Source organism: Aromatoleum sp., assembly GCF_036675785.1.
Taxonomy (GTDB): domain Bacteria; phylum Pseudomonadota; class Gammaproteobacteria; order Burkholderiales; family Rhodocyclaceae; genus Aromatoleum.
In genome coordinates this window covers 16,972-39,092 of the sequence record NZ_JAKFEF010000067.1, presented here as the reverse complement: position 1 = coordinate 39,092, position 22,121 = coordinate 16,972, and the positions used below count along the sequence as shown (strand labels likewise).

Annotated in this window: 22 protein-coding genes; 10 read left to right on the top strand and 12 right to left on the bottom strand. The window is 70.6% G+C overall.

All coding sequences use genetic code 11. From position 1 onward, the window contains the following. From V6M37_RS14185 to V6M37_RS14155, 7 genes are all read left to right on the top strand, one after another. Positions 1-1,512 (top strand): carbohydrate porin, encoded by a 1,512-nt coding sequence (locus V6M37_RS14185; protein WP_332674356.1) that lies wholly within the window; start codon positions 1-3, stop codon positions 1,510-1,512. A 78-nt stretch (positions 1,513-1,590) separates the two neighbouring features. After that, the gene (locus tag V6M37_RS14180; RefSeq protein ID WP_332674354.1) at positions 1,591-1,929 is read left to right on the top strand and encodes a cupredoxin domain-containing protein; all 339 of its coding nucleotides are present in this window, start codon (positions 1,591-1,593) and stop codon (positions 1,927-1,929) included. A gap of 21 nt (positions 1,930-1,950) precedes the next feature. Next, entirely contained in the window at positions 1,951-2,757 is an 807-nt protein-coding gene (locus V6M37_RS14175; protein WP_332674352.1) for an FTR1 family iron permease, read from the top strand. A 2-nt stretch (positions 2,758-2,759) separates the two neighbouring features. Beyond that, positions 2,760-4,145 carry a 4Fe-4S binding protein gene (locus V6M37_RS14170; protein WP_332674350.1) on the top strand — a complete coding sequence of 462 codons (1,386 nt, stop codon included), beginning with the start codon at positions 2,760-2,762 and terminating at the stop codon, positions 4,143-4,145. A gap of 132 nt (positions 4,146-4,277) precedes the next feature. Next, on the top strand, positions 4,278-4,634 hold the full coding sequence (locus V6M37_RS14165; protein ID WP_332674348.1) for a hypothetical protein: 357 nt from the start codon (positions 4,278-4,280) through the stop codon (positions 4,632-4,634). Between the two features lie 206 nt (positions 4,635-4,840). Next, positions 4,841-6,940, top strand: a complete 2,100-nt coding sequence (locus V6M37_RS14160; RefSeq protein ID WP_332674346.1) for a TonB-dependent siderophore receptor — start codon at positions 4,841-4,843, stop codon at positions 6,938-6,940. Between the two features lie 35 nt (positions 6,941-6,975). Then, a complete protein-coding gene (locus tag V6M37_RS14155) occupies positions 6,976-7,617 on the top strand; it encodes a PepSY-associated TM helix domain-containing protein (RefSeq protein ID WP_332674343.1) in 642 nt (213 codons plus the stop codon). A gap of 40 nt (positions 7,618-7,657) precedes the next feature. On the opposite strand, the gene bfr is transcribed toward V6M37_RS14155, so the two are convergent. Further along, on the bottom strand, positions 7,658-8,140 hold the full coding sequence (gene bfr, locus V6M37_RS14150) for a bacterioferritin (RefSeq protein WP_332674341.1): 483 nt from the start codon (positions 8,138-8,140) through the stop codon (positions 7,658-7,660). Positions 8,141-8,555: 415 nt separating this feature from the next. Here bfr and V6M37_RS14145 point away from each other — a divergent pair, with 415 nt between their 5' ends. Further along, positions 8,556-9,011, top strand: coding sequence for a rhodanese-like domain-containing protein (locus tag V6M37_RS14145; RefSeq protein ID WP_332674339.1), 456 nt, complete (start codon positions 8,556-8,558; stop codon positions 9,009-9,011). Between the two features lie 136 nt (positions 9,012-9,147). Then, the gene (locus V6M37_RS14140) at positions 9,148-10,059 is read left to right on the top strand and encodes a bestrophin family protein (RefSeq protein ID WP_332674336.1); all 912 of its coding nucleotides are present in this window, start codon (positions 9,148-9,150) and stop codon (positions 10,057-10,059) included. 24 nt (positions 10,060-10,083) lie between these two features. Here the strand turns inward: V6M37_RS14140 and V6M37_RS14135 are convergent, their stop codons facing one another. The 7 genes from V6M37_RS14135 to gcvA all read right to left on the bottom strand — a co-directional run bounded on the left by V6M37_RS14135 (position 10,084) and on the right by gcvA (position 16,036). Next, the gene (locus V6M37_RS14135) at positions 10,084-10,410 is read right to left on the bottom strand and encodes an AzlD domain-containing protein (protein WP_332674334.1); all 327 of its coding nucleotides are present in this window, start codon (positions 10,408-10,410) and stop codon (positions 10,084-10,086) included. Further along, positions 10,407-11,111 (bottom strand): AzlC family ABC transporter permease, encoded by a 705-nt coding sequence (locus tag V6M37_RS14130; protein WP_332674333.1) that lies wholly within the window; start codon positions 11,109-11,111, stop codon positions 10,407-10,409. Before V6M37_RS14130 ends, V6M37_RS14135 begins: the two co-directional genes overlap by 4 nt. 84 nt (positions 11,112-11,195) lie before the next feature. Then, positions 11,196-11,738, bottom strand: coding sequence for a c-type cytochrome (locus tag V6M37_RS14125; protein WP_332674331.1), 543 nt, complete (start codon positions 11,736-11,738; stop codon positions 11,196-11,198). Positions 11,739-11,742: 4 nt separating this feature from the next. Continuing rightward, on the bottom strand, positions 11,743-11,991 hold the full coding sequence (locus V6M37_RS14120) for a hypothetical protein (protein ID WP_332674328.1): 249 nt from the start codon (positions 11,989-11,991) through the stop codon (positions 11,743-11,745). 69 nt (positions 11,992-12,060) lie between these two features. Continuing rightward, positions 12,061-12,516: a DUF411 domain-containing protein gene (locus V6M37_RS14115; RefSeq protein ID WP_332674325.1), complete on the bottom strand. Its 456-nt coding sequence runs from the start codon at positions 12,514-12,516 to the stop codon at positions 12,061-12,063. 184 nt (positions 12,517-12,700) lie between these two features. After that, the gene (locus V6M37_RS14110) at positions 12,701-14,959 is read right to left on the bottom strand and encodes a YgiQ family radical SAM protein (protein ID WP_442881017.1); all 2,259 of its coding nucleotides are present in this window, start codon (positions 14,957-14,959) and stop codon (positions 12,701-12,703) included. A 114-nt stretch (positions 14,960-15,073) separates the two neighbouring features. Further along, positions 15,074-16,036 carry a transcriptional regulator GcvA gene (gene gcvA / locus V6M37_RS14105; protein ID WP_332674322.1) on the bottom strand — a complete coding sequence of 321 codons (963 nt, stop codon included), beginning with the start codon at positions 16,034-16,036 and terminating at the stop codon, positions 15,074-15,076. 113 nt (positions 16,037-16,149) lie between these two features. On the opposite strand from gcvA, the gene V6M37_RS14100 reads away from it, so the two are divergent. Beyond that, positions 16,150-16,323: a hypothetical protein gene (locus V6M37_RS14100; protein WP_332674320.1), complete on the top strand. Its 174-nt coding sequence runs from the start codon at positions 16,150-16,152 to the stop codon at positions 16,321-16,323. A gap of 11 nt (positions 16,324-16,334) precedes the next feature. Here V6M37_RS14100 and V6M37_RS14095 read toward each other — a convergent pair whose 3' ends face one another. The 4 genes from V6M37_RS14095 to V6M37_RS14080 all read right to left on the bottom strand — a co-directional run bounded on the left by V6M37_RS14095 (position 16,335) and on the right by V6M37_RS14080 (position 22,115). Continuing rightward, positions 16,335-16,733: a DUF2784 domain-containing protein gene (locus tag V6M37_RS14095; protein WP_332674317.1), complete on the bottom strand. Its 399-nt coding sequence runs from the start codon at positions 16,731-16,733 to the stop codon at positions 16,335-16,337. Between the two features lie 156 nt (positions 16,734-16,889). Further along, positions 16,890-20,054 (bottom strand): efflux RND transporter permease subunit, encoded by a 3,165-nt coding sequence (locus V6M37_RS14090; RefSeq protein WP_332674315.1) that lies wholly within the window; start codon positions 20,052-20,054, stop codon positions 16,890-16,892. Continuing rightward, entirely contained in the window at positions 20,051-21,040 is a 990-nt protein-coding gene (locus tag V6M37_RS14085) for an efflux RND transporter periplasmic adaptor subunit (protein WP_332674314.1), read from the bottom strand. The genes V6M37_RS14090 and V6M37_RS14085 overlap by 4 nt, the downstream gene beginning before the upstream one ends. A 112-nt stretch (positions 21,041-21,152) precedes the next feature. After that, the gene (locus V6M37_RS14080; RefSeq protein ID WP_332674312.1) at positions 21,153-22,115 is read right to left on the bottom strand and encodes a DMT family transporter; all 963 of its coding nucleotides are present in this window, start codon (positions 22,113-22,115) and stop codon (positions 21,153-21,155) included. Between the last annotated feature and the right edge of the window lie 6 nt (positions 22,116-22,121).

Sequence of the window (22,121 nt, the reverse complement as noted above, 5' to 3'; positions counted from 1 at the left end):
ATGCGGTCTGCCCCGCGCCTTGCGCGCACCGCGCTGGCGGCCTCACTCGTCGCCGCGGCCGGCGCGTCGCAGGCCGCGGCGCCCGCGCAGGACAAGGTGCTGGCCGAGCTGAAGCGGCTCGCCGAGCGCGTCGAGAAGCTCGAGAAGCGCAACGCCGAGCTCGAGGGCCGGCTCGCCGCGAGCGCCGCCCCCGCGGCCGCTGCCGCTGCCCCCGCCCCGGCGCTCGCGCAGCGCGTCGAGGCGCTCGAGCAGGCGAACCGCGACCTCGCCGCCGGCCTCGCCAGCGACCGCATCAGCGAACGCGAACCCGAGCTCGCAGTCCGGCTGAAGGCCGTCGAGGAACGGACCAACGCGATCGGCGCGCCGTCCAAGCTCGCCACGGCGCTCGACGGCATCAGCGTCGAAGGCGCGGTCGCGGCGGTTGCGCAGCGCATCGACGGCGATGGCCGCGAATCCGGGCGCGACGAGTCGCAGCTGTCCTGGCGCGGCGACATCGGCATCACGCTGCCGGCCGGCTCGGTCGGCCGCGGCGAAGGCGAGTTCTTCACCCAGCTTCGCGTCGGCCAGGGCGACAGCTTCACCGGCCTGCGGCCGACTTTCACCGGCGCGTACAACAGCCTCGCGTTCGAGGCCGGCGGCGGCTCCGAGGAGACCTACGCGATCGTCGCGCAGGCGTGGTACCAGCTGACGACCCCGCTCGGCGACGACGCCGAGTCGCCGCACAGTCTGCAGCTGACCGTCGGCAAGATGGACCCGTTCGTGTTCTTCGACCAGAACGCGATCGCCGACAACGAGGCCGAGAAGTTCCTCAACAACGTGTTCGTGCATAACCCGCTGCTCGACTCGGGCGGCGCGGTCGGCGCCGACAGCTACGGCTTCACGCCGGGCCTGCGCCTCGCATATCGCAACGAATCCGACAGCCCCGACTGGTGGCAGGCGTCGGCCGCGGTGTACGGCGCCGGCGAAGGGGCGCGCTTCGGCCGCAGCTTCGACGAGCCGTTCGTGATCGGGCAGCTCGAATACGGCCGCAAGTCCTTCGGCTTCGACAGCACCTACCGCCTGTATGCGTGGCGCAACGGCCAGTACGAGGGCTTCGACGGCAGCGTCGAGGGCGCCTCCGGCTGGGGCGCGAGCGTCGACCAGCGCGTGCACGAGGACGTGACGCTGTTCGCCCGCTACGGCCAGTCGACGTCGGACCATGCGGCGTTCGACCGCGCGCTGACGGTCGGCGCGGAGATCGCCGGCAACGCGTGGGGCCGCGGCGCCGACGGCGTCGGCCTCGCGTGGGGCTGGCTGCGCGCGAGCGACGAGTTCCGCGACGCCGCGCCGACGCTCGACGGCTTCGGCTTCGACGCCCGCGGCGCCGAGCAGATCGGCGAGCTGTACTACCGCTGGTACCTGAACGAGCAGCTGTCGCTGACGCCCGACCTGCAGTACGTGCGCCGCCCGGCGGCGAACCGCGACGTGAAGGCGATCACCGCGTTCGGGCTGCGCGCGTTGTATGCGTTCTGATTCCGTCTCCGCCATCCACCCCGCCGGCCCCGCGCCGCGCGGGGTTTTCGTCCGTCTACGGCCAAGGATCCGCCAGCCATGAAACCGCCCCGCTTCCTCGCTTCCGCCGCTGCGATCGCCGCACTCGCCGCGGCCGCCGCCGCGCACGCCGAGCTGCCGAGCTTCGAGGTCGTCGCCGAGAACGGCCGCTTCACGCCGGACACGATCGTCGTGCCGGCGAACACGCGCTTCCGGCTGACGCTGACCAACCGCAACGCCGGCCCGGAGGAGTTCGAGACCTCGAACCCGTTCAAGGAGCTCGTCGTCGCGCCCGGCGTGTCGCGCAGCACCGTGTTCCCGCCGCTCAAGCCCGGCACCTATCCGTTCTTCGGCGAGTTCCATCCGGACACGGCGAAGGGCCAGTTCGTCGCGAAGTAACCTGGAATCGAGGAAGCCGTCATGGGTAACGCCCTGTTCATCGTGTGGCGCGAGAGCGTCGAGGCGATTCTCGTCGTCAGCATCCTGTACGCGTGGATCGACGCGCGCCGCGGCGGGCCGGTCGGCCTGCGCCACCTGTGGGCCGGCATCGCCGGCGGGCTGGTCCTCGCCTGCGTGCTCGCGCTCGCGATGCTCGGGCTGCAGAGCCAGCTCGCCGGCGACGCGCTCGAAGTTTTCCAGGCGGCGATCGTGTTCGTCGCGGCCGGGCTGATCACGCACATGGTGCTGTGGATGCGCAGCCACGGCCGGCAGATGAAACGCGAGCTCGAAGCCGGGCTGTCGCGCGCGGCGGCGTCGGCGGGCGGCATGCCGGTCGCGCTGCTCGCGGCGATCGCGGTCGGACGGGAAGGTGCCGAGACGGTGCTGTTCCTCTACGGGCTGGGCGTCGAGCAGTCGGGCGGCACGCTGGGCCGGATGTTCGCCGGCGCCGGCATCGGCTTCGCGCTCGCGCTCGCGACCGCGTGGCTGATCCAGCGCGGCGCGCGCTGGCTGCCGAGCCGGCTGTTCTTCCGCGCGACCGAGATCGTGCTGCTGCTGCTCGCCGCCGCAATGCTGGTCGCCGGCATCGAGCGGCTGATCAACCTCGAATGGCTGCCGCCGCTCGTCGAGCCGGTGTGGGACAGCTCGGCGCTGCTGTCCGACGGCAGCGCGGCCGGCGGCATCGCGGCGGCGTTCGCCGGCTACCGTGCGCAGCCGTCGCTGACGGTGCTGGTCGCGTGGCTCGGCTACTGGCTCGCCGTCGCGTTGCTCGGACGGCGGAGGGCCTGATCATGTCGAGCTGCACGCTGCACGCCCCCCGTTCGCGCTGGCTCGCGCACGCGGGCGAGCTGATGCGCCGCCACCGCCGCTGGATCGTCGGCGTGCAATGGGCGGTGCTCGCCGCCTACCTGTTCCTCGTCGTCACGCCGGCCTTCCTGCCGCTGCCCGAATCCGGCGCGCACCTGTGGAACGACCTGACGCTGTTCGCACAGTTCGTCTTCTGGGGCATCTGGTGGCCGTTCGTGCTCGTGTCGATGATGCTGATGGGCCGCGTGTGGTGCGGCGTGCTGTGCCCCGAAGGCTTCGTCTCCGAACAGGCCTCGCGCATCGGCCTCGGCCGCCCGGTGCCGCGTTGGATCAAGTGGGGCGGCTGGCCCTTCGTCGCGTTCCTCGGCACGACGGTCTACGGCCAGCTGGTCAGCGTGTACGAATATCCGAAGGCGGCGCTGCTCGTGCTCGGCGGCTCGACCCTCGCGGCGATCGCGGTCGGGCTCGTCTATGGCCGCGGCAAGCGCGTGTGGTGCCGGCACCTGTGCCCGGTCAACGGCGTGTTCGGCCTGCTCGCGCGGCTCGCGCCGGTGCATTTCCGCACCGACCGCGCGGTGTGGGACAGCCATCCGGTGAAGAAAGTGATCCCGATCGACTGCGCGCCGCTCGTCGATATCCGGCGGATGGAGAGCGCCGCGCAATGCCACATGTGCGGGCGGTGCAGCGGTCACCGCGACGCGGTCCGGCTCGCCCCGCGCATCCCCGGGATCGAAGTCGCGACGCTCGGCACCCGCGATGCGGACCGCTGGGAAGTGCGCCTCCTCGTGTTCGGCGTCATCGGCACCGCGATCGGTGCGTTCCAGTGGTCGGCGTCGCCGTGGTTCGTGCGTGCGAAGCTCGCCGCCGCCGAATGGCTCGTCGAGCACGACGCGTTCGCGCTGCTCGGCGACGACATCCCGTGGTGGCTGCTCACGCATTACCCGGAAGCGAACGACGTCTTCACGTGGCTCGACGGGTTGATGATCCTCGGCTACATCGCGACCGCCGCCATCGTCATCGGCGCCTGGATCAGTGGCTGGCTGCGCGTGGCCGGGCGCGCGCTCGGCGAATCCGCCGCACATCTACGGCTCGCGTACGCGTTGATTCCGCTCGGCGGCGCCGGCGTGTTCCTCGGGCTGTCGGCGCTGACGGTGACGCTGCTCGCCGCCGAAGGCGTGACGCTCGCGCAGCTCCCCGAACTGCGCGGCGCGCTGCTCGCCGTCGCGACCACCGCGAGCCTCGCGCTCGGATTCGCGCAGATCCGTCGAAGCGCTGCGCCGACCCTTCGCCGTACTGCGGGTTGGCTCGCGTTCGCGACTGCCGCGGCGGGCGCCGTCGTGCCGTGGGTCACGATGTTCTACGTGTGGTAGCGACGCGACACGGAGCCTCCATTTGCGATTGATTCGCATTTGTAACCAGCGATAGAATCAACGCATCAGCCAGCCAGTCCGCCAGCCTCCGGCCGGATCGCCAGCCAAAAAACGCTTCCGACCGGAGTTTCCATGCATCGTCGCACCCTCGGGGTCGCGATCGCGGCTGCGCTGCCTGCGCTCGCGACCGCCCAGACCGCGCCCCAAGTCACGCAGCGCACGCACGGCCACGTCGTCCGCAACGAGGACGGCTGGTTCAACCAGTTCGAACTGACCCAGAAACTCGCGCTCGGCGGCCTGCGCCATACGCTGCTGCACGGCCTCGAACTCTGCGCGAACTCGGCCTCGGCTGGCGCCTCGGCGGAGGCGTGCGCGCCCAGTCGTCGCAGCACGCCTCTCGCGACAACCTCGTGCGCCTGCCCGGCTTCGCGATCGTCGACGCCCCGCTGCTCTGCCGCAGCAAGACCTACGACCTCGAGTTCAACCTGAAGAACGTGTTCGACCGCGAGTACTGCCTCCGCGCACGGCAGCGTCAACGGCCTGAACCAGCCGGGCGCGCCGCGCACGCTGCAGGCGACGGCGGCCTACCGCTTCTGATCATCGGCTTTGCGCCCGGCCCCCGGCTCCGCTGCGCGGCCGGGGCGGCTCGGCGGATCGCTTTTCGACCTTTCCGTTCCACCGTTCCGGGTTCTCCCATGCGACTCAAAACCCTCGCCCGCCTGATTCCCGCCGCCGCGCTGCTCGCTGCGCACGGCTCCGTCCTTCCCGCCGACCAGCAACTCGACGCGGTCGAAGTCTTCGCGACCGATACCGGCTGGCGTGCCGGCAGCGTCGGCGTCGGCACTTTCCGCGACACGCCGGCGAAGGACGTGCCGATGACGATCAACGTCATCGACCGCGACCTGCTCGACGCGCAGCAGGCGAACGGCCTGTACGAGGCGCTGAAGAACACCGCCGGCGTCACGCGCGCGCAGCTCGGCGCGACGGCGTACGACAACCTGTCGATCCGCGGCCTGCTCGTCGAGAACCGCTCGAACTACCGCTTGAACGGCGGCCTGCCGATCGTGAACCTGATCGACCTGCCGCTCGAGAACAAGGAGCGCGTCGAAGTGCTCAAGGGCGTCGGCGGCCTCTACTACGGCTTCGTGCCGCCGTCCGGCATCATCAACCTCGTCACGAAGCGCGCCGGCAGCACGCCGGTCACCGCGGTGCAGTTCTCGACCGACGACAACGGCAGCGCGGTCGCCGGGGTCGACGTCGGCCGACGCTTCGGTGAGAACGGCGAGTTCGGCGCGCGGATCAACCTCGTCGGCGGCGAGCTCGAGAGCGCGGTCGAAGGCGCCGACGGCGACCGCCGCCTCGTCGCCGGCGCGTTCGACTGGAACGTGACCGACCGCTGGCTGCTGAAGCTCGACGTCGAGGACATCGCGAAGGACGTCGTCGAGCAGGCGAGCATCCTCGCGCTGCCGGCCGTCAACGGCGAGATCCCGCTGCCGCACATCCCCGACCCGGAGAAGCTGATCGCGCCGGACTGGGCGAACTACGACGCGCGGGCCCGCAACGTGCAACTGCGCAGCGACTTCGCGCTCACGGACAACTGGATCTGGAGCGTCGAGGCCGGTCGCGCGTGGCTCGAGCGCGACCGCAACTTCTCGCAGATGCAGGACTACAATCTCGCGACCGGCGAGGGCGACCTGCGGATTTCGCGGACGAAGGGCCAGGAATACGAGAATCGCAATGCCCGCACCGAAGTCGCCGGCCGGTTCGAAACCGGCACGATCACGCACGATGCGACCTTCGGCTACGCGCAGAACACGCTGCGGCAGACGGTCGGTGCGACGCGCACCGTCGTCGTGCGGCAGAACCTCTTCGACCCGCGCGACATACCGGAGACGGCCGTCACCTATCCGGCCAGCGCGCCGCATTCGCGCACCTACGACAAGGGCTGGTACGCGTTCGACCGCATCGGCCTCGGCAACTGGCTCGTGATGGCCGGCGCGCGGGGCAGCAGGTTCGAATTCGAGCACGCGACGGACCGGGCGCAGGACTACGACAAGAGCAAGGTTACGCCGACGGTTGCCGCCGTGTATAAGCTCACGCCCGCGACGAACCTCTACGCCGGATACCTCGAAGGCCTCGAGGACGGCGGCATCGCGCGTCCCGAAGCGCTCAACGCCGGCACATCCCTCGAGCCGCTCGTCAGCGAGCAGTGGGAGGCAGGGATCAAGAGCGAATGGAGGGGCCTGCAGACGAATGCGGCGCTGTTTCAGATCGAGCGCCCGATGAACGGCGAGGTGGATCGCGTCTTTCAGCGCCTGGGCGAGGCGCGCCTGCGCGGCGTCGAGCTGTCCGCCGGCGGCCCGTTCGCACCGCGCTGGAGCGTGTTCGCGTCGGCGCAGTGGCTCGACGCCGAGTTCACCGACGCCGAGAACGACCCGCGCCTCGTCGGCAACCGGCCGGCGAACACGCCCGAGATCACCGCGAGCCTGTTCGTCGAGCACCAGCTCGCGGCGATCCGCGGTCTCGCGCTGTCGGCGGGCGCGTACTACACCGGCGAGCGCGAGGTCGATCCGCTGAACCAGGCGACGGTGGCGGGCTATACGCGTTACGACCTCGGCGCGCGCTACCGCACGAAGGTCGCCGGCCGGCAGCTCGACCTCCACGCGAACCTCGAGAACGCGACCGACAAACGCTACTGGGCCGCGGCCGGCGACAGCCGCGTGAACTCCAACAGTCCGCTCCTCGCGGTCGGCATGCCGCGCACGCTGCGGCTGTCGGCGAGGCTCGCGTTCTGATCCCCCGACCGATCCCCATTCCGAACGAGCCTACGATGATCCACCTCCATTCCCGCCCCGCCGCGCAGCGCGGCAACTCCCAAAAATGGCTGCGCCGTATCCACGCGTGGTTCGGCCTCGCGATCGCCGCGATGCTGCTGCTGTTCGCGGTTACCGGCTTCCTGCTGAACCACCGCGCGGTGATGAAAATCCCGGCGCTCGAGCGCAAGGAGGTGACGCAGGTGTTGCCGGTCGAGGGCGTCCCGGCAGATCCGAAGGCGCTCGCGGCGGCACTCGGCCCCGCGCTCGGCGTCGACGCGGCGACGCTGAAGCCGAAAGTCGATCCGGCGCGCGCGGTGAGCTGGGGCGACGGCGAACTGCGTCAGCCGGAACGCTGGACGCTGCGCGCCGACACGCCGTCCGAGACGCTGCAGGTCGAATACTGGCTCGGCAGCCGGCAAGCCGAACTCAAGCGGACGCAGCCGAACCTGTGGCTGCACCTCGCGCGGCTGCATATGTCGGTCGGCACCGGCCCGGCCTGGGTGTTGCTGGCTGACGCGGCGGCGCTCGGCCTCGCCTTCCTCGGCATCTCCGGCTTCTGGCTGTGGGGCAGGCTGCACGGCTCGCGCCGCCAGCTCACGCTGCTCGCGAGCGGCGGCCTCGCGCTCGCCGGCAGCCTCGCATGGCTCGCGGGGTGAATGACGTCTGCGGCGGCCGCGGAAGCTCCCGCGGCCGTTGTCAGCTTCCCGGCGCCCCTTCCATCTGGCTCTGCAGGTAATTCTCCAGCCCGACCATGTCGATCAGCCGGAGCTGCTGTTCGAGCCAGTGAGCGTGGTCCTCCTCCGTGTCGTCGAGCATCTGCTCGAGCATTTCGCGGCTGACGAAATCACGCTCCCGCTCGCACAGCGCAATCGCTTCGCGCAAGTTGGCAACGACCGTCATTTCCAGCGCGAGGTCCTTGCGGAAGATGTCGGGCAGGTCGGTGCCGACGGTCAGCGGCGACGGCGTCATCTGCGGCGTGCCTTCGAGGAACAGGATGCGGCGGATCAGCGCGTCGGCATGTTCGGCCTCCTCCTCCTTCTCGTGCGACAAGCGCTCGGCCGCCCGGTGCAGTCCCCAGTCCTGCAGCATCCGCGAATGAATGAGGTATTGATCGCGCGCGGCCAGCTCGCCGGGCAGCAAGGCGTTCAGCGCGGATAGGACTTGCGGGTTGCCTTTCATCGGTCTCCTCCCGGTATTCGAACGTCGAATTGAAATGGGCTACGGGCGCGGCTGCGGCCACAAGGCCGCTATCGCGACTATAGATCACGCCCCGCTGCCGGGACAGGCGCGCGGACCGGCAACCGCGGCGAGCAGCCGCATCGGCAGCGACGGAATGCCGGCGGAAACTTCAGCGCGAGCCATTGAACCGGCAACGAAAAACGCGATCGCAAGCATTCCGGCCGCGCGCTTTCGTCCCGGAACGTGCTTGCCGAAGCCCGCAGCCTCCTTCGACAGCCCTGCCCCGAGCGAAGTCGAAGGGCCCGGCGCGGATGGCTGCCAGGGCTTGCGCGCCGGGTTGATAATGTCGCTGCTGCGCCGCGAACCGAAAAGACTCCGGCGCGCAGATCCCCGAAATCTTCTGGAGCCTGTTCCGATGTCACCACTGCGTCGCCGCTGCCACCGAATCCTCGTCCTCGCCGCCGCGCTGCTTCCGGCGATGTTCTCCCCTGCCTGGGCCGCGCCCGCGGAAATCACGCCGCAGGAGGCGCAGGCGCGCGCGACGACCGGCGCACTGACCCTCGTCGACGTGCGCACGCCGCGGGAGTGGCGGGAAACCGGCGTCGCCGCCGGGGCCGCGCGCATTGACATGAACCAACCGGACGGCGCGGACGGATTCGTGAAGGCCGTGCTGGAAGGCGTCGGCGGCGACCGCGACGCCCCGATCGCCTTCATCTGCCGCAGCGGCAACCGTAGCGGGCACGTGCAACGCTTACTTGCCGAGCAGGGTTTCACGCAGGTGCAGAGCGTCAGCGAAGGGATGTCGGGAAGCAGCGCGGGACCGGGCTGGATCAAACGCGGCCTGCCGCTCGAACCTTGCGGCGGGTGCTGAACCCGGATCTCCGCTGACGGCAAGCACTCCCGTCGCATTCCGTAACAATTTCGTTTCGTGCACCGCAGCAAGATGGACGCTCGAAGCGGGCTGAAATCTGCCAAAATCCCGCCCCTCTCATTACGCATGCGTTCCCGTGATCGTCCGCTCCCGCCCGCATTGGCTGCGCCTGCTGTTCGTCCGCCGCGGGTCGCTCGTCGTCCGCATCCTGCCGCAACAACTGTTCATCCTCGCGCTGTCCTGCGGCGTCGTCCTCGCGCACGGCACGCTCTTCCAGTGGAAGGTCACGCTGACGGCGAATCCGTTCTCGCTGATGGGCGTCGCGCTGGCGATCTTCCTCGGCTTTCGCATCAACGCGAGCTACGACCGCTACTGGGAAGCGCGCAAGCTGTGGGGCCAGGTGCTCGTCGAGACGCGCAATCTCGCGCGCCAGGCGCTGACGCTGACCGACCGCAGCGTCGAAAGCCGCCCCTTCATCCTCGGCCTGGTCGGCTTCGCGACCGCGATGCGCAACCAGCTGCGCGGCCGCGAACGCGACGTCGACCTACTCGGGCTGCTCCCCGCCGACGTGATCGAGCGGATGCGCGGCGCGCGCTCGGCGCCCGCGCTGGTGCTCTTGTGGCTCGGCCAGTGGCTGCGCGCGCGCCGCGAAGCCGGGCACCTCGACCCGATGCTCGCGCAGCAGATGGAGCGCTCGCTAAATGAATTGTCGACGGCGCTCGGCGGCTGCGAGCGCATCGCGAACACGCCGCTGCCCTTCACGTATTCGGTGATCCTGCACCGCAGCGCCTACCTGTACTGCACGCTGCTGCCGTTCGGCCTCGTCGATTCGATCGGCGCGATGACGCCGCTGATCGTCGCCTTCGTGTCCTATACCTTCTTCGCGCTCGAGGCACTCAGCGACGAGATCGAAGAACCCTTCGGGACGATGGGGAACGACCTCGCGCTCGACGCGCTCGTCGCCGGAATCAACGCGAGCCTGCGTGAAATGCTCGGCGAAGCCCCGCCGCCGGCACCGGTGCCGGACGAGAACTTCATCCTCGTCTGAATCCCGGCGAAGCGAACGCCGCCGCTACCAGCCGACCCCGTTCCGCAGCAACACCAGCACGCCCATGCCGGCGATGAACGGCAGCCACGGATTGCGCCAGCGCAGCGCGACGACGAGGACGACGATGCCGGCGACGAGCTTCGGGTTCGCCGGTGCGAAGGCGCCGTCATCGAGCAGCAGGTCCGGCGCGATCAGCGCCGCGAGCGCCGCCGCGGGGGCGTAACGCAGCGCGCGCTGCAGCGCCGCGGGCAGTCGGGCGCGCGACCTGAGCACGGTGAAGCTGCCGCGCGGCACGAGCGTCGCCGCCGCGATCAGCAGCAGCGTGATCCACAGCCACACCCCATCGATCATCGCGCCCTCCCGCGCCCGACCCAGTGCTCCGCGGCGAATCCGGCGGCGATGCCGATCGCGATTCCGGCGATGACGCCGAGCCGCAGCGGCATGTCACGCAGCCGGACCGCGCCGAGCCCGCCGGCCACAGCCGCGACGAGCATCGCGCGCACCTGGGTCATCGGCACCAGCATCACCATCAGCGCGATCGTCGCCATGAATTCGAGCGACCAGCCCTGCGGGATCGCGTCGGCGCCGAGCACGCCGGCGAGGCCGAACACCTGCCACACGAGCCACGCCCACAGCGCCGGCCCGAGGAAGAAACCCCAGCGCCACTCCGGATCGTCGGAGCGCTTCAGCGGTTCGGCGCAGATGATGAACACGGTGTCGACGAGCAGGTAGCTCGACGACAGGCGCCGCGCCCACGACTGCCCCTCGAACGACGGCGCCAGCGCGGCGCTGAAGATCACGAAGCGCAGGTTCAGCGCCAGCGCGGTCAGCACGATGAGCCACAGCGGCGCGCCCGACGCGATCAGCGGCAGCGTGCCGAGCTGCGCGGTGCCGGCGAAGACGAGCAGGTTCATGCCCGTCGCCTCGACCGCCGACAGCCCGCTCGAGCGCATCGCAACCCCGGTCACGAGCGCCCACGGGATCAGGCCGACCGACAGCGGCAGCATGCGGCGCACGCCTTCCACCGCGCCGCGCTTGAAAGATCCGTTCATCGAGTCCGACCTTCGGAGAACACCCGGAAAAGCGCGGGAGGATATCAACAGCCGCCGAACCACGCCCGCGAGTCGCGCGCTCCGCTACGTCGGGACGTTCTCGAAACCCCTGCTTCCGCCGCGCCGGGTGCCGGGAGGCGCCGCGGCTCCGGCCCGCCGCGGCCTTATCGCCGCGCCTGCTGGTCGAGCATCCGCTTGCGCTGCCCCGCGCACGTCGTCGGGCCACGTGCTCTGGATGTACGCGAGCACCGCGCGGATGTCGTCATCGCCGAGCACGCCGGCGAACGCCGGCATGTCGCTCTGGTAGCCGTCGGGCGCCCATGGCGGTTTCATGCCTTCGCGCGTGATCGCGACGAGGAGTTCGTCGCGGTGGTGCCAAGTATGCCCCGACGCGTCGTGCGGCGGCGCGGGAAGCCGGCCGTTCGGCAACCGCCGGCGCCAGTCGGGCTGACCTTCGAGCCGAGCGCCGTGGCACGACGCGCAGTGCTGCCCGTAGACGACTTCGCCGCGCGCGACCTGCCCGCGATCGGACGGCTCGATGCCGGCATCGTCCGGCGCGGAACAGCCGGAGGCGACGGCCAGCAGCGCCGCCGCAGCGAGTCCGGGGAGGACGCCGGCGCGCGTCACGCTTTCAGTACGGCGCGCCGCCGCACGGATGGCGGTCGGCGCCGCAGTGGTTGAAGTCGCCGATCGGCCGGTTGAACGTGTATTCGAACGGCTCGCCGACCATCTCGCGCGCCGCCTCGCCGGTCGAACCCGTCGGCAGCGTGAACGGCAGGGACACGACGAACAGTCCCGCGCCGATCATGATGCCGACGAGGCCCAGCGGCCGGACGATCAGCAGGTCGGCGGCCATGTCGCTACCGCGGTCGCCGAGCACGGTGTCTGCTTCCTGCGCGGCCGCGGGACCCTGTTCATGACGATGCTCCCGGCGCCGCCCGCGTGGCCGTCAGTGCGACGCGAAAACGCGCGACTTGCCGTCGGCGTCGAACGCGACGACGTCGTAGCGGTCGGCCGGATACGCCCCCTCCATCCCCGGCGAGCCCATCGGCATGCCGGGCGCCGCGAGGCCGGCGACTTTCGGTTTCTCGGCGAGCAGCCGCTTGACGTCGGCCGCGGGGACATGCCCTTCGACGACGTAGCCGCCGACCCGCGCCGTATGGCAGGAGCCGAGTGCCTGCGGCACGCCGGCATCGCGCTTGACCGCACCCATCGCGGCCGTCGCGACCTCCTTCACCGTGAATCCGTTCGCCCGCATGTGCTCGGCCCACTTGCCGCAGCACCCGCAGTTCGGGTCCTTGTGCACGACGACTTCTTCGCCGGCGCCGAAGACGGGCGCCGCGCCAAGCGCCGCGAGCAGCGCGAGACCGGAAACGAGAAGGGAAACGGGGTGATTCGCTTTCATGCTGACTCCAGGGTTCTGATCACGAAGATCATCGGCGATCGTGTCGCCAGTTTTACGCGCGGGGTTTCCGCGGAGGTCGCTGTCGCGTCGGTGGCGGCATTGTGTCCCGGGACCCGGAATCCGGCCTTGAGGCGGCGCAAGAATTTCGCGACGGCGCTCGACGGCGGCTCGATGCAGCGGTCGTTCAGCCGCGCGGCTTCCCGCCTGTCGCGGCCTTGCGGCCCGTGCCGCCGCCCCGCGAAACCTTGCCGGCGACCGCCCCCTTCGCCGCCCCGCCCGCGCCCCGGCCACCTTCGCTCCGCGGGCTCGCGGCCTTGCGCGCGCAGGGCCTCGCGGGAGCGCGAGCCGGCCGGCCGGAGCACGCGTCCCCGCCCGCCGTCACCGGCACGCCCGGCTGGTGCCGCGGCACGAGGCAGTTCGGGCCGTTGCCGATCAGGTCCGCGCGACCCATCCGCTGCAGCGCCTCGCGGATCAGCGGCCAGTTCTCGGGGTCGTGCCAGCGCAGGAGAGCCTTGTGCAGCTTCCTCACCTTGCCGGCGCGCGCGGTCTCGACGACCTCGGAGTCGGCCGACACCTTGCGCAGCGGGTTCTTCCGCGAGTGGTACATCGTCGTCGCCATCGCCATCGGCGTCGGCATGAAGGTCTGCACCTGGTCGGGCTTGAAGCCGTGGGCCTTCAGCCACAGCGCAAGGTTCAGCATGTCCTCGTCGGTGGTGCCCGGATGCGCGGCGATGAAGTACGGCACGAGATGCTGCTTCTTGCCGGCCTCCTTCGAATACTTCTCGAACATCGCGGCGAACTTCTCGTAGTTGCCGATGCCGGGCTTCATCATCTTCGACAGCGGCCCTTCCTCGGTATGCTCCGGCGCGATCTTCAAGAGGCCGCTGACGTGATGCGTGACGAGTTCCTTCACGTACTCGGGCGAGCGCACCGCGAGGTCGTAGCGCAGGCCCGAGCCGATCGTCACGCGCTTGACGCCGCGAATGGCGCGCGCCTTGCGGTACAGCGAGATCAGCGGCGCGTGGTCGGTGTTCAGGTTCTCGCAGATGCCCGGATACACGCACGACAGACGCCGGCACGAGGTCTCGATCTTCTTGTCGCGGCACGCGAGGCGGTACATGTTCGCGGTCGGGCCGCCGAGGTCGGTGATGTGGCCCTTGAAGTCCGGCGTCCGGTCGCGGATCTCCTCGATCTCGTGGAGGATCGACGCTTCCGAGCGGCTCTGGATGATCCGCCCCTCATGTTCGGTGATCGAGCAGAACGTGCAGCCACCGAAGCAGCCGCGCATGATGTTGATCGAGAACTTGATCATGTCCCACGCCGGAATCCGCGCATCGCCGTACGACGGATGCGGGCGGCGCGCGTACGGCAGGCCGAACACGAAATCCATCTCCGGCGTCGAGAGCGGCAGCGGCGGCGGGTTCAGCCACACGTCGCGCCGCCCCGGCCCTTCGCCGTGCGCCTGCACGAGCGCGCGCGCGTTGCCGGGGTTCGATTCGAGATGGAATACGCGCGACGCGTGCGCGTACATCACCGGGTCGGCGCAGACCGCCTCGTACGACGGCAGGCGCACGACGGTCTTGCCGCGCGCCGCGCGCCGGGCGGCGACGCGCTCGGCAGCCGGGACGATGTGCACCGGCTGCGCGGCCTCGGCCCCCGTCGCCGCGCCCGCCTTGTCCGGCTCCATCGCGTACGGGTCGGGATGCGGCTCGACGCGGCCGGGCCGGTCGAGCGCGAGCGAGTCGTGCTCGGTCCACTCGGCGTCCGGCAGCCAGCCCGGCTTCGCGAGGAAGGCGGTGCCGCGCAGGTCGCGGATCGTGTCGATCGGCTCGCCGGCATCGAGCCGGTGCGCGAGCGCGACGAGCGCGCGCTCGGCGTTGCCGAACAGCAGCAGGTCGGCTTTCGAGTCCGCGAGCACCGAACGGCGCACCTTGTCCGACCAGTAGTCGTAATGCGCGATCCGCCGCAGCGACGCCTCGATGCTGCCGATCACGACGTTCGCGCCGGGGAAGGCTTCGCGGGCGCGCTGCGCGTAGACGGTGACTGCGCGGTCAGGGCGCCGGCCGGCCTCGGCGTTGGGCGTGTAGGCGTCCTCCGAGCGGATCTTGCGGTCCGCGGTGTAGCGGTTGACGAGCGAATCCATGTTCCCGGCGGTGATGCCGAAAAACAGGCGCGGCGTGCCCAACGCGCGGAACGGCTCGGCGCTCTTCCAGTCCGGCTGGCTGATGATGCCGACGCGAAAGCCCTGCGCTTCCAGCAGCCGCCCGACGAGCGCCATGCCGAAGCTCGGGTGGTCGAGGTAGGCGTCGCCGGTGACGAGCACGACGTCACATTCGTCCCAGCCCAGCGCCGCCATTTCGGCGCGGGACATCGGCAGGAACGGGGCGGGAACGGCCGGCGGGCAGGCGCTGGCGAGGATGCTGGGAACGGGGTCGGTTTTCATGATCGCGGGCATTGTACTCAGAGGCCCGAGGGCGCCCTTCGGTTCAATCGGGGGGGTTCGCTGACGCGGGGGTGACTCGGCGCTTCACTGACGCGCGCACGCACCGGCCTTCTCTTACGCCGGGTCGCTGCCGACATTCGCGTCGCGCACTTCGTCGAGCAGCCACGCGCGGAAGGCTGCGACGGTCGGCGATTCAGCCGTCGCCTCCGGCGTGACGACGTAGTACGCGAAGCGTCGGCGCACGCAGATGTCGAACGGCACGACGAGCCGGCCGGCGGCGACCTCGGCCGCGACGAGCGGCTTCGACAGCAGCGCGACGCCGAGGCCGTCGAGCGCCGCCGCGATCGCGAGGCCCGAGTCGCTGAAATGGAGCCCTGCTTCGGGGCGCACCACCGGCACGCCCGCGGCCTCGAGCCACTGCACCCACGTGGGACGTTCGCGCGAATCGGGCACCGTGTCATCGTAGATCAGGTTGTGGCGCTGCAGGTCGGCCGGCTGGCGCAGCGGAATCTTCGCGCGCAGCAGGGCCGGGCAGCAGACCGCGGTGTATTCGGGCTCGAAGAGCCAGTCCGTGCGGTAGCCCGGGTAACGACCGGACCCGAAGCGGATCCACAGTTGCGCGCCGTCGCCCCGCTGCGGCGGTTCGACGCCGAGCCCGCCCGCGTCGCTCGCGTCGATCGCTTTCGTCGCGCTCGCCAGATGCAGCTCGACGTCGGGCTGCAGCCGCGAAAAGCGGTGCAGGCGCGGCACGAGCCAGCGCGACGCGAACGACGGCGGCGCGACGACCGACAGGCGGCTGACCGGCCGCAGCGCGCGCACCGCTTCGACCGACGCCGTGATCGCCGCCATCGCCTCGCGCAGCTTCGGCAGCATCGCCTCGCCTTCGGGCGTCAATTCGAGCGCGCGCGTCAGGCGGCGGAACAGCAGCACGCCGAGGTCTTCTTCGAGGCCGCGGATCTGGTGACTGATCGCGGTCGGCGTCACCGAAAGCTCTTCCGCCGCGAGCTTGAAGCTCAGGTGGCGGGCGGCGACTTCGAACGCGCGCAACGCATTCAGCGGGGGGAATCGGACGGACATATGGATGAATTTTTCTAAGCCGTCGCATGATGAACGATCGTTTGTTGCAACGCAACACGATCCGTAGAGTTGCGCCGTGCCCACACGAAGGGCCAACGTCAAGGAGCCGCAAAATGGACAAGGACTATCGGTATTACCAAGCGAAGATCCGCGAAGCGGAACGGCTGCGCAACGAAGCGCTCGGCGAGTTACTCGCCGCCGGCTGGGTCGGCCTCAAGCAAACCGCCGTTCGCGCGTATCGGTCGCTGATCGACGCTTCGCGCCCCCGTCACCCCGTTCATCACTGAACCCCGGCACGTCACGAACGCGCCGGTTCCCCGCGACTGCGCTGGCGCAACCGGCGCCGGCGCAGCGCGACCAGCCCGTAGATCAAGAGATTCACGATCGTCACGAAGAGACCCAGCGCGAGCTGATGTTCGCGCGTGAGGCCCGTCGGATAGATCAGCGGCGCGAGGTAGTGGTCGATGAAACCGCCCGCGTAGCCGGCTTCCCCGGCCGCGCGGCGCAGCACGTTCTCGAGCGGCGTCAGCGGGCAGATCCAGCCGATCAGCTCGATGCCGGCGCCCCACGCGACGACCGGCAGGTGCGCCCACGCGAGCCCCGGCCAGCGCAGCACCAGCAGCCCGCCCGCGACGACGAACAGGATGAACGCGAAGTGGAGCGCGACAACGAGATCGGCGGCGAAACCTGCAAGCATCGGAACTCCCGGAAACGGTGGGGCGCATCACGGCGCCCGCGGAAAATCGGCGCCACGACGCACGCGCCCCATGCGCCTTGACCGCGCGGCGGCGGCGACGATTCCGGCGACGCCGCGCGCCCGGGGCAACCTCGGACTCCCCGCCTTCTGACCGCGTCAGCGGGTTGACGATTCCGGCTGCCGCGCAATCCTTCCCCACCCGAACCACCGCCGGCCCCGCCCGTGCCCCGCGCGCACCATCACGAGCCGGTAGATCAGCGGGATCGCGAACAGCGTCAGCAGCGTCGAGAAGCCGAGCCCCCACACGATGCTCGCGGCGACCGGTCCCCACATCAGCGACTTGCCGCCGAGACCGATCGCGAGCGAGAACAGCCCGCCGATCGTCGTCGTCGACGTGATCAGCACCGGCACGACGCGCCGGCGCGCCGCGTAGATCGCCGCGTGCTGCACGCTCATCCCGGCCGCGCGCCGCTCGTTCGCGGCGTCGATCAGCACGATCGCGGAATTCACCGCGATGCCGGCGAGCGCGATGACGCCGTACATCGTGTAGAGCGACAGCGGGTTACCCGACACCAGCAGGCCGAGCACGACCCCGGTGAAGGCGAGCGGCACGGTGACGAGGATCATCAGCGGCTGCCAGTAACTGCGGAACTGCGTCGCGAGGATCAGGTAGATCAGCCCGACGCCGAGCGCGAACAGCGCCGCCATCGAATCGAGGCTTTCCTGGACGTCGTCGAGCTCGCCCGAGAAATCGAGCTCGGTGTTCGGAAAGTGCGGCTGCAGCGCGGCCCACGCCTCCTTCAAGCGGTTGTTCGCGGTCAGCGTGTCGATCTGCTCCGGGTCGAGCCCTGCTTCGACCGTGATCGCGCGCGTCAGCTGGTAATGGCGGATGTAGCCCTTCGCCGTCCGCGTCTCGGCATCGACGAGCGAGCCGAGCTGGACGCTGCGCCGCACGTCGCCACCCTCCGGCGCGGCCGCGAGCGGCACCGGCCGTTGCAGCAGCTCGGTGACATCGGTCAGCGGTTCCGGCCGCGCGCGGACGACGACCTCGACCTTCTCGCCTTCGTCGCGCGTCGTCGCGACGACTTCGCCTTCGCCGTAAAGGCGCAGCAGCCGCGCGACGTCGCCCGGCGCGACGCCGGCGCGCGCGAGCTTCTCGCGGTTCAGCGCCAGCCGCATTTCGGGCCGCCCCGCGACGTCGTCGTCGGTGATGTCCTTCACGCCGGGGATCTTCGCGACTTCCGCGAGCAGCGCGTCGGCCGCGGCGCGCAATTCGCCGTAATCGTCGGCCTTGACCTTGACGCTGATCGGCCGCGCGGTCGGCGGGCCGCCTTTCAGTTCGAGGAACGAGAACTTCCCCTCGCCCTGCAGCGCGAGGACCGGGTCGTGCGCGCCCGCGATCACGTCCGCAGTGTCGCGCAGCTCGCCCTTGCGCGGATGCAGCGACACGATCACCTGCCCATACTGGTCGCCGTACAGCGGCTCGGTCTCGGTGAACTTCAGGCCGGCGTATGCGGTGATCGACCGCACTTCGGCCGGGTCGAGCCGGCCGCGCAGCACCGCCGCCGCGCGCTCGGCCTCCTTCAGCGTCCGCTCGAGCGGCGCCCCGGCCGGCATGTCGAGGCTGACGTAGAAGAGCCGGATCGGATCGAACGCGAAGAACTGGATCTTCACGAGCCCACCGGCGACGATGCCGACCGCGCCGGCCATCACCAGCACCAGCGCCGCCAGCGCGGTCTTCGGGCGGCGCATCACCGCGACCAGCGCCCGCGCGTATTTCACGCGCAGCCAATGCGTGAAGCGCTCCCGGCGCGCCTGCATGCGGCTGCGGCGACGCGTGAAATCGGGCCGCAGCGCGAGGATGTGCGCCGGCATCATCCAGAACGCTTCGGCGAGACTGACGAGCAGGCCGCAGGTGACGACGAAGGGCACGAGGAACATGAATGCGCCGAGGATCCCCGGCAGCAGCATCAGCGGCAGGAACGCGGCGATCGTCGTCAGCACCGACGACAGCACCGGCAGCGCGACTTCGGCGACGCCGTCGGCGACCGCGGTCTCCACCGGCTCGCCGCGCTGCAGGCGGTAGTAGATGGCCTCGACGATGACGACCGCGTCGTCGACGAGCATCCCCAGCGCGATGACGACGCCGAGCAGCACCGTGAGGTTCAGCGTCGAGCCGATCAGGTCGACGAGCAGGAAGGTCCCGGCGAGCGCGAACGGCACGCCGAGGCCGACGAGCAGCGCGAGCCGCGAACCGAGGAACAGCCAGCACAGCCCGAGCACCAGCACGAGACCGAACAGCGCGTTCGACTCCATCACGCCGATCGCGTCGCGCGTCATGTGCGTCTGGTCGTCGATCATCACGAGCTGCAGGCCCTGCCCGCGCAGCAGCGGATTGCGCTCGGCGACGAAGCGGTTCAGCCGGTCGACGAGTTCGAGCGTGTTCGCACCCGCCTCCTTCGTGATTGACAGCATCACCGCGGGGAGTCCGTTGTAGCTGACGAGCTGCCCGGTGCGCTCGTGCGAGCGCACGACCTCGGCAACTTCGCCGAGCGCGACGCGCCCCGCTGGCGTGACGATGGCCGCCTGCGCGAGTACGTCGGGGTCCGGCGTCTTGCCTTCGAGGCGGACGAGCCATTCGCGGTCATGGACGCGGATCCGCCCGCCGAGCGTGTTGCGGAACCACGCGGCGACACCGTCCGACACCTGGATCGGCGACAGCCCCGCCGCGGCGACGCGCTCCGGGTCGAAATCGACGTGCAGCTCCGGCTCGTCGAAGCCTGCCGCGATGACCTGATCGACGTCGGCGAAGCGTTCGAGGTCCTTCGTGACGCCGAACGCCGCGCTGCGCAGGCCCTCGCCGCCGCCCGCGCCGACGAGCACGAGCACCGCGGTCGGAAAGCCGTTCGACGACGTGATCTCGACGATCGCCGGCTCGATCGCGTCCGGCGGCAGTTCGGCCTCCGCCTTGTTCTGCACTTCGCGGCGCAGGTCGTTGATCCGCTTGTCGAACTGCCGCTCGCCGATCTCCTCGAAGCGCACGAGGATCGACGACACGCCCTCGCGGCTCGACGACGAGACGAACTTGATGTCCTTGACCTCCTTGATCGCGTCCTCGAGCGGCCCGGTCAGCTCGCGCTCGATGTCCTCGGCGGACGCGCCCTGCAGCGTCGTGACGATGCTGACCCAGTTGAAATTGACCTCCGGGTCCTGCGCACGCGGCATCGTCAGGTAAGTCGCGAGGCCGCCGAGCAGCACGAGCGCGAACGCGATGTTCGCGAGCGGATGGTTGTTGATCAGCCGCGCATACCAGCCGTTCATCGCGGCGTCTCCGCGAGCCCGATCGCGAAGCGCCCGGCGTCGATCACGCGCGTGTCCGGCGTCCACGGCACCGGCGTCGCCCGCCCGTTCTGGGCGTCCGGCAACGGCACGAACACCGGACGTCCCCCGCGCTCGACATAGGCGCCGAGCCGCCCGTCGCGCTGTTGCAGATAAGCCGGCGGCAGGTGCGGGACCCGGGCGGCCCAGCGAAGCTCGCCGGCGAGGCCGGGCGGCAGCGGCGCCGGCGACGATAACACCGCCTCCTGCGCCTGCCCGGCAGCCTCGACGACCGGCGACACGCGCACGAGCTTCAGCGGGACTACGCGCTGCCCCGCGACGAGCTCCCACTGCCCCGCCGCGCGCAGCCCGTCGATCTGCACCGCCGGCACGCGCGCGCGGACTTCGCTGTCCGCCGTCGCCGACAACACGAGCAGCGGCGTGCCGGGCACCGCGAGATCGCCGACGCTCGCGAGGCGTTCGCGCACAATGCCGGCGAACGGCGCGCGGATCCGCGTGCGCGCGAGCTGCAGCCGCGCGGCCGCGACCGTCTGCCGCGCCGCGTCGCGTTCGCTGCGCAGCACCGCGACCTCGGTCTCGCGGATGCGCAGTGCATCCGGACTGAGAAAATTCCTGCCGGCGAGCGAACGCGCCTGATCGAGCTGCGCCGTCGCGAGCTTCACGCGGTTCGCGATCAGCTCGACCTGCGCCTCGGCGCGCTGCGCGTCGATCCGGTAGCTCGCATCGTCGATGCGCGCAAGCTCGGCGCCCTTCGCGACGCGCTGCCCGACGCGCGGCGCCAGCGCCTCGACGCGCCCACCGACTTCGGCGGCGATGCGGGCCTCGTCGATCGCGACGACGTTCGCCGGCGCACTGAATTCGGGGTAAACCGCGAGTTCGGCGAGCGGGCGCGTCGTCCAGTCGGCAGCCATCGTCGGGCGCGGCAGGCATGCGGCCAGCAGCAGGGCGAGGAAAAACGCGCGCGTCATCGGGAGTCCGTCAGTCGGGTTACGGGATGGATCGCTCGGGCGCTCGGGAAACCGCCGCGGCCGCCGCGATTGTCATCGCAGCACCGCGAATCGTCCAGCATCGGCGGGCGGTTCAGCGCCCGCGGAAGGTTCGCACGCCGAGCAGCACACCGGCGACGAGGAGCGCGATGCCCGCCGCTTCGGCGAGCGTCGGCCAGCGGCGGTACCACAGGAACGCGTACGCCAGCGCCGCGAGCGTCTCGAAAACGATCAGTTGTCCGGCGAGCGCCGCCGGCAATGCCTGGCTCGCACGGTTCCACAGCAGCGTACCGAGCCACGACGCGGCGAGCCCGGTCGTGAGCATCAGCCCGACGAACGCGACCGGCCGCGGCCCGAACGGCCAGTCGAACCCCGCGCCGGGCGGGCCGACGGCGCGTTCCCACAGCGCGAAGCCGGCCGCGGCGGCGAGCGCGAGCGGCAGCGTCGCGAGGCCCTGCGCGGTCGCCCACGCCCGCGCGAGCCCGGGGCTGCGCGCGCGCAGCCAGCGGCTGTTGCGGATCGGATACCACGTCCAGCTCGCGACCGCGACGAGCGCGAGCGCGAGGCCTGCGGCATAGCGCACGCCGCCCGCCGCGTCCTGCACGGGTGCCGCGTGCGCCGGGCCGAACTGGACGACGATGAGTCCGGCGGCGATGACGACGAGCGGCGCGGCGAGCCGACCCCACGGCACGCCGTCGTCGCCGTCGCCGCCGCGCCGCTCGTGCAGGTTCGCCGTGACCGCGATGACGACCGGCAAGGTCCCGATCATCAGCGTCGGCACCGGCGCGCCGGCCAGCTGGATTGCGCTCGCGAGCGTCGAGTAGTAGATCAGGTTGCCGACGAGTCCGAGCTTCGCCGCCTCGATCCAGTCCGCGCGCGTGAGCCGCGCGAGCGCCGCGCGGTCGACCCACGCGAGCCCGACCGCAAGCACGCCGAACGCGAGGTAACGGCCGAACGTAAGCACGACCCCCGGGTACTCGGCGAGCATCAGCGGGACGACGAACACGAGTCCCCACAGCAGCCCCGCGCCGAGCGCGGCGAGCAGACCAGCGAGCATCGAGAG